The organism is Sphingomonas sp. 66-10 (assembly GCF_001897045.1).
In the GTDB taxonomy this organism is placed as follows: domain Bacteria; phylum Pseudomonadota; class Alphaproteobacteria; order Sphingomonadales; family Sphingomonadaceae; genus Sphingomonas; species Sphingomonas lycopersici.
Genome location: NZ_MKRR01000167.1, coordinates 3,935 through 9,730, shown reverse-complemented (window position 1 = coordinate 9,730; position 5,796 = coordinate 3,935). Strand labels below are relative to the sequence as shown.

Genomic DNA, 5,796 nt, shown 5'->3' with positions numbered 1-5,796 from the left:
CCGATGCCGCCGAATTCCCGGAGCAGCGCCTTGGCGAGCGGCTTGGTATCGCGGCGCGGGATGGCGAGCGCGAGGAGATATTCGATCAGCTCGTGATCGAGCAACGCATCCCCGCCGCCGCGCGCCAGCAACCGTTCCCGCAGCCGCGCGCGGTGGCCCGCGGTATCGGGAGAGGCATCGCCGTCGGCCATCGAAGCGGAGGGTAAGGGGCAAACCCCCGCGGGGCAACGGCGGGGGGTGTTTTCGCCGCGATCGCATATCATCCGCCACCCCACGCGTGACCCGGGGGCCACCGGGAGGCATCGGATGAGCAAGAGCGTTTTGCCGTAAGGCGGGCGGCGCGGTGGGGCGCCGGTACAAGGCCGGCGTGACGGGTAACGTCCGGCTGACGAACGGGCCGATGGCTCCATGCAATTGCATGCGCGTTGTATCGGCGGTTATGGATCGATCCTCGGGCGATTTGGAAGGACGGCGGACGGCGGTGGAGGAAAGCGAAGTACCGCGCCGCCGTTTCCTCAGGAGCAGACGCCGCCGCATCGGCGCCGCCGCCGGTGCGATCGCGGTCGCGGCGTTCGGCGTGCTGTGGGTGCAGCGCGTGCCGATCGCGACCGACTTCATCGATCGCGAATTGGCGCGCGACGGGGTCACCGCGCGCTATCGCATCGCCGACCTCGGGCCGGGGCGGCAGCGGCTAACCGATGTGGTGATCGGCGACCCGGCTGATCCCGATCTCGTGGCCGATTGGGTCGAGACCTATACCGCGATCGGGTTGACCGGACCCTATGTCGCCGGGGTGAGCGCGGGGCATGTCCGGCTCCGCGCACAACTGGCCGACGGCAAGCTCTCGCTCGGCACGATTGATCGGCTGCTGCCCGCGCGCGGCGGCAAGGGCGGCCTGACGCTGCCGGCGATCGATCTTGCGGTGGAGGATGCGCGCGTCCGGCTCACGACGCCTTATGGTGTCGTCGGCCTGAAGATTGCCGGAAACGGGCGCCTCGACAATGGCTTCCGCGGTACAGTTGCGGCGCTGGGTAAGGAGCTGACCGCCGGCGGATGCACCTTCGTCGAGCCCAATGCCGTCCTGAAAGTCGCGATCGGCCGGGAAGGGCCGCGCTTTTCGGGGCCGGTCGGCCTTCCCGAAACGCATTGTGGCGGGGTGACGCTGGAGGGCGCGCGGATCGGGGTCGACGCGGCGCTCGGCGCGGCGTTCGACCGTTGGTCCGGCAGCATCGGGCTGCGCGCCGAGCGGTTGGCCGGCGCCGGCGCACGCGCGGCGAGCGTCGGCGGGACGATCGCTTTCGCGGGCAATGCGCGACGCACCGAAGGAACCGTCGATCTCGGCAGCGGGCCGTTCGCCTTGCCCGCGGCGCTGGGCGAGCGGCTCGGGTTCACCGGCAAATGGCGGCTGATCGACGGCCGCCCGACGCTGACCGGCGAGGCCCGGGCGCGCGGGGCTGCGCTCGACGACAGGACGCGCGGCACGATCGCGCGCGCCGGAGAAAGCGGCGCGGGGACGCCGATCGCCCCGCTGGCCCGCAATCTGGCGGCAGCGGTGGAGCGCGCCGCGCGGCGGTTCGATGTCGTCGGCACGATCGCGCTGGTGCAGGATAATGTGCTCACGCTGTCGGGTCTGTCGGCGACCGCGGCGAGCGGCGCGCGGCTCGCGCTCGACAGCGGCGGCGTGACCTTGGGCAAGGCGGCGGGCTGGCAGCTCGACGGCGCGGCGTCGCTGTCCGGCGGCGGCTTCCCGACGACGCGAATCGCGCTGCACCAGCCGCGTGCGGGCGCGCCGCTCACCGGCACCGCGACGGTCGCGCCTTATGCGGCGGGCGGGGCGAAGCTGGCGCTCGCGCCGGTCTCCTTCGCCAGCGACCCGCAGGGCCGGGTGACGATCCGCACCGCCGCCGCGCTTTCCGGCCCGCTCGCCGACGGCGCGGTCGAGAATCTGCGTCTCCCGTTGATCGCGACGGTGGCGCGGGGTGGGGTGACGCTCAACCCGATGTGCACCCCGCTCGCCTTCGATCGGCTCGCGGCGGGCGGGCTGGTGCTGCGCCCGGCGCGGTTGACCTTGTGCCCGACCGGCCGCGCGCTGTTCGACACGCGCACCGGCTATGGCGCGCGAATCGCCGCGACGCGGCTCGAAGGGACGATCGGGTCCAGCCCGGTGACGCTCGCCGCTACCGGCGGGGAAGCGCATGCCGGCGGCTTCGCGCTCGCCGGCGTGGAGGCGCGGATCGGGCCCGCGGATCGGCCGACCGCGCTCGATTTCGCGCGGATCGACGGCGCATTCGGCGCGAAGGGTCTCGGCGGCACCTTCTCCGGCGGTGCGGGGCAGATCGCCCATGTGCCGCTGCTGCTCAGCGCGGCGGACGGGCGCTGGACCTTCGCCGGCGGCGTGCTCGACCTGACCGGGGCGCTTGCCGTCGCCGATGCCGCGGCGAGCCCGCGGTTCGTGCCGCTCGCCGCGCGCAACGTCGCGCTGCGGCTGGCCGACGGGGTGATCACCACCACCGGCGAATTGCGCCAGCCGACCAAGGATGTGAAGGTCGCCGACGTCACGATCCGTCACACGCTGGCGAGCGGGGCGGGGACGGCGCGGCTTGCGGTGCCCGGCGTCACCTTCGGCAAGGATTTCCAGCCCGATGATCTGACCAAGCTCACCTTTGGCGTGATCGCCGATGTGCAGGGCAGGGTGACGGGCGAGGGCGATATCGCGTGGAATGCGGCCGGGGTCACCTCGACCGGTGCCTTCCGCACCGGCGGGCTCGATCTTGCCGCCGCCTTCGGTCCGGTCACCGGGTTGAAGGGGGAGATCCGTTTCACCGATCTGCTCGCGCTGGAAAGCGCCCCGGGGCAGGTGGCGACGGTCGCGTCGATCAACCCCGGCGTGCCGGTGACCGACGGGCGCATCGTCTATCAGACGCTCGCCAATACGCGGGTGAAGGTCGAAAGTGCGCGCTGGCCGTTCGCGGGGGGCGAACTGACGCTCGATCCGGCGCTGCTCGATTTCTCGGTGCCCGAGGTTCATCGGCTAATCTTCCGCGTCAACGGCGCCGAAGCCGCACAATTCCTTCAACAATTCGATTTCAAGAACCTCGACGCGACCGGGGTGTTCGACGGTTCGCTGCCGATCGCGTTCGACGAGAGCGGCGGGCGGGTGGAGAGCGGCCATCTCATCGTCCGCCCCGGCGGCGGCGGGATCGCTTATGTCGGCGAGCTGACCGCGAAGGATCTTGGCACCTGGGGCAATATCGCGTTCCAGGCGCTCAAATCCTTGCGCTACAAGAGCCTCGACATCGTGATGGACGGGCCGCTGGCGGGCGAGATGGTGACCGAAGTCCGCTTCGCCGGCGTCTCGCAGGGCGAGGGCGCCAAATCGAACTTCCTGATTCGCCGGCTGCAGAAACTGCCGTTCGTGTTCAACGTCCGGATCAAGGCGCCCTTCCGCGGGCTGCTCGATTCGGTCGCGTCATTTTACGATCCCAAGAGGCTGATCGAGCGTAATCTGCCCGCCCTGCTGGAGGAGCAGGAAAAGCAGCAACAAAAGGCGAAACCGCCCGCCGCGCCCGTTCAGCCCACCGCAAGCGAGAAAATGCCATGAAGCAAGCCGGATTGACGAAGCAAGAGAGGCGCACGACCTTCGAGACGATGAGAGGAACGATGGCGATCCTGTTGGGTGGCGTGTTGGCCGGCGGCACCGCGGCGTGCGTCAACGTCTCCGCGCCCGACAAGCCGATCGTGATCAACCTCAACATCAACGTGACGCAGGAAGTGGTATATCGGCTCGACAATGAGGCGAAATCGCTGATCAAGCAGAATCCGGGGATTTTCTGACGATGACCTACGCTAAGAACTTCAGGACTGTGCTGATGGTCGCCGGCGCGCTGGCGGTGACCGGCGTTTCGGCCGTCGCCTTCGCGCAGCGCGACCCGGCCTATGCCGCGGCGCGCGCCGAAGGGAAGGTGGGCGAACAGCCCGACGGCTATCTCGGCGTGGTCGGCGCGGGCACGCCCGAGCTGCGCGCCCTGGTCAATTCGATCAACATCCAGCGCAAGGCGGCCTATACCCAGAAGGCGCAGGCGTCGGGCGCGACGGTGGAGCAGATGGCGTTCACCTCGGGCTGCAACCTGATTCAGCAGACCAGCGCAGGCGAGAAATACAAGACGCCATCGGGCGCCTGGGCGACCCGCGGCGCCGGTGCGCCGGAGCGCGATTCGCGCTGTATCTGATCCAGGTTATCGATCCTCATCCCGGCCTTGGGCCGGGGTGGGCGGCGCGACTGCGTAATCCGACGCGATGTCGGAACCTTGCCATCGGGTGACGAAGTGTTGACACCCCCGGACCCCCCGGCTAACCGGACCCGGCCTTGGCGGGCTCGCCCTTCGGCTTGACAGCGCCTGCCCGTCGCACGGGGGAGCGCGGATGGCCGAACAAGAGCCCGGACCGGAGAATCTCGACGAGGACGCGCGCCTCAAGTCGCTCGACGAGCGGCTGAAAGCGGCGCGGAACGACGAGGCTAAACGGCAAGGCGCGAGCAAGGCGAACGACGATGCGGGTTACCGCCTCGGCAATCGCGTGCTTGCTGAGCTTGTAGGGGGAATGGCGGGCGGCGCCTTGATCGGTTGGGTGATCGATCGGTTCGCCGGCACTTCTCCCTGGGGCCTGTTGGTGATGCTCGCCCTCGGGACGATCGTCGCTTTCAGGAACATCATTCGGATTTCACAGCGCCCGAAGTGATTTCGGGCGCTTTGTTCAAGGATTGAGCGAAGTGGCAGGCGGCGGCAAGATCGATCCGATGCACCAGTTCCTGGTGGAACCGCTGTTCGGGACGCAGAATTGGTCGATCGCGGGCTATAATGTGGCCTTCACCAATTCGGCGGCGTGGATGTGCGTGGCGACCGTGGCGCTGATCGCGTTCATGACGATGGGGACGCGCGGCGCGCTGATCCCGGGTCGCGGGCAGATGATGGTGGAGGGCTTCGTGCGCTTCATCGACAATATGCTCGCCGCGAACATCGGGCCGGAAGGGAAGCGCTACGTTCCCTATATCTTCTCGCTGTTCATGTTCATCCTGTTCGCCAACGTGCTGGGGCTTCTGCCGCTCGGCATCTTCGGCATCCACCCGTTCACCTTCACCAGCCATTTCACGATCACCGGGGTGCTGGCGATCATCAGCTTCTCGATCGTGCTGATCGTCGGCTTCTGGCGCCACGGCTTCCATTTCTTCAGCCTGTTCGTGCCGCACGGCACGCCGATCTGGCTGCTCCCGCTGATCCCGCTGATCGAGTTCGTCTCGTTCATGGTCCGCCCGTTCAGCCTCGGCCTGCGACTGTTCGTCGCGATGACCGCGGGGCACGTGCTCCTGAAGGTGCTGGCGGGCTTCATCATCAATTCGGGCGCTGCCGGGATCGGCACCGGGCTGTTCGTCGGCGTGCCCTCGTTCGTCCTGATGGTCGGCATCTCCGCGCTCGAGCTGCTGGTGGCCGGCATCCAGGCCTATGTCTTTGCGCTGTTGACCTCGCTGTACATCAACGACGCGGTCAATCTGCACTGAGTTTTCGTCTGAGTTTCAAACCCCTTATAAACTGGAGTTAAATCATGGATCCTGCAGCTGCTAAGCTCATCGGTGCCGGTCTCGCGGCGATCGGCGCCGGCATGGCCGCCATCGGCGTCGGCAACGTCTTCGGCTCGTTCCTCGAAGGCGCGCTGCGCAACCCGGGTGCCGCCGACGGCCAGCAGGGCCGTCTGTTCATCGGTTTCGCCGCGGCCGAACTTCTCGGTCTGCTGTCGTTCGTC

5 protein-coding genes and 2 pseudogenes are annotated in these 5,796 nt (G+C 68.3%); 6 read left to right on the top strand and 1 reads right to left on the bottom strand.

The genetic code is table 11. The features are described 5' to 3' along the window. A pseudogene (locus tag BGN95_RS26090) lies at positions 1-191 on the bottom strand (RadC family protein); the annotation flags it as partial. A 290-nt stretch (positions 192-481) separates the two neighbouring features. Between BGN95_RS26090 and BGN95_RS26085 the strand changes: the two are divergent. The 6 genes and pseudogenes from BGN95_RS26085 to BGN95_RS26060 form a co-directional block, all read left to right on the top strand. Further along, on the top strand, positions 482-3,601 hold the full coding sequence (locus BGN95_RS26085) for an intermembrane phospholipid transport YdbH family protein (RefSeq protein ID WP_286774519.1): 3,120 nt from the start codon (positions 482-484) through the stop codon (positions 3,599-3,601). Positions 3,602-3,660: 59 nt separating this feature from the next. Continuing rightward, the gene (locus tag BGN95_RS26080; protein WP_179511311.1) at positions 3,661-3,834 is read left to right on the top strand and encodes a YnbE family lipoprotein; all 174 of its coding nucleotides are present in this window, start codon (positions 3,661-3,663) and stop codon (positions 3,832-3,834) included. A gap of 2 nt (positions 3,835-3,836) precedes the next feature. After that, entirely contained in the window at positions 3,837-4,229 is a 393-nt protein-coding gene (locus BGN95_RS26075; protein ID WP_173399166.1) for a YdbL family probable chaperone protein, read from the top strand. A 193-nt stretch (positions 4,230-4,422) separates the two neighbouring features. Continuing rightward, positions 4,423-4,737: an AtpZ/AtpI family protein gene (locus tag BGN95_RS26070; RefSeq protein WP_179511312.1), complete on the top strand. Its 315-nt coding sequence runs from the start codon at positions 4,423-4,425 to the stop codon at positions 4,735-4,737. Between the two features lie 58 nt (positions 4,738-4,795). Next, positions 4,796-5,554: a F0F1 ATP synthase subunit A gene (locus tag BGN95_RS26065; protein WP_179513599.1), complete on the top strand. Its 759-nt coding sequence runs from the start codon at positions 4,796-4,798 to the stop codon at positions 5,552-5,554. Between the two features lie 44 nt (positions 5,555-5,598). Next, a pseudogene (locus BGN95_RS26060) lies at positions 5,599-5,796 on the top strand (ATP synthase subunit C-like protein); the annotation flags it as partial.

What these genes read in the sequence shown, in the direction of transcription:
- BGN95_RS26080 (WP_179511311.1), top strand. Translation starts at nt 3,661, where the DNA reads ATGGCGATCCTGTTGGGTGGCGTGTTGGCCGGCGGCACCGCGGCGTGC.
- BGN95_RS26075 (WP_173399166.1), top strand. Translation starts at nt 3,837, where the DNA reads ATGACCTACGCTAAGAACTTCAGGACTGTGCTGATGGTCGCCGGCGCG.
- BGN95_RS26070 (WP_179511312.1), top strand. Translation starts at nt 4,423, where the DNA reads ATGGCCGAACAAGAGCCCGGACCGGAGAATCTCGACGAGGACGCGCGC.
- BGN95_RS26065 (WP_179513599.1), top strand. Translation starts at nt 4,796, where the DNA reads ATGCACCAGTTCCTGGTGGAACCGCTGTTCGGGACGCAGAATTGGTCG.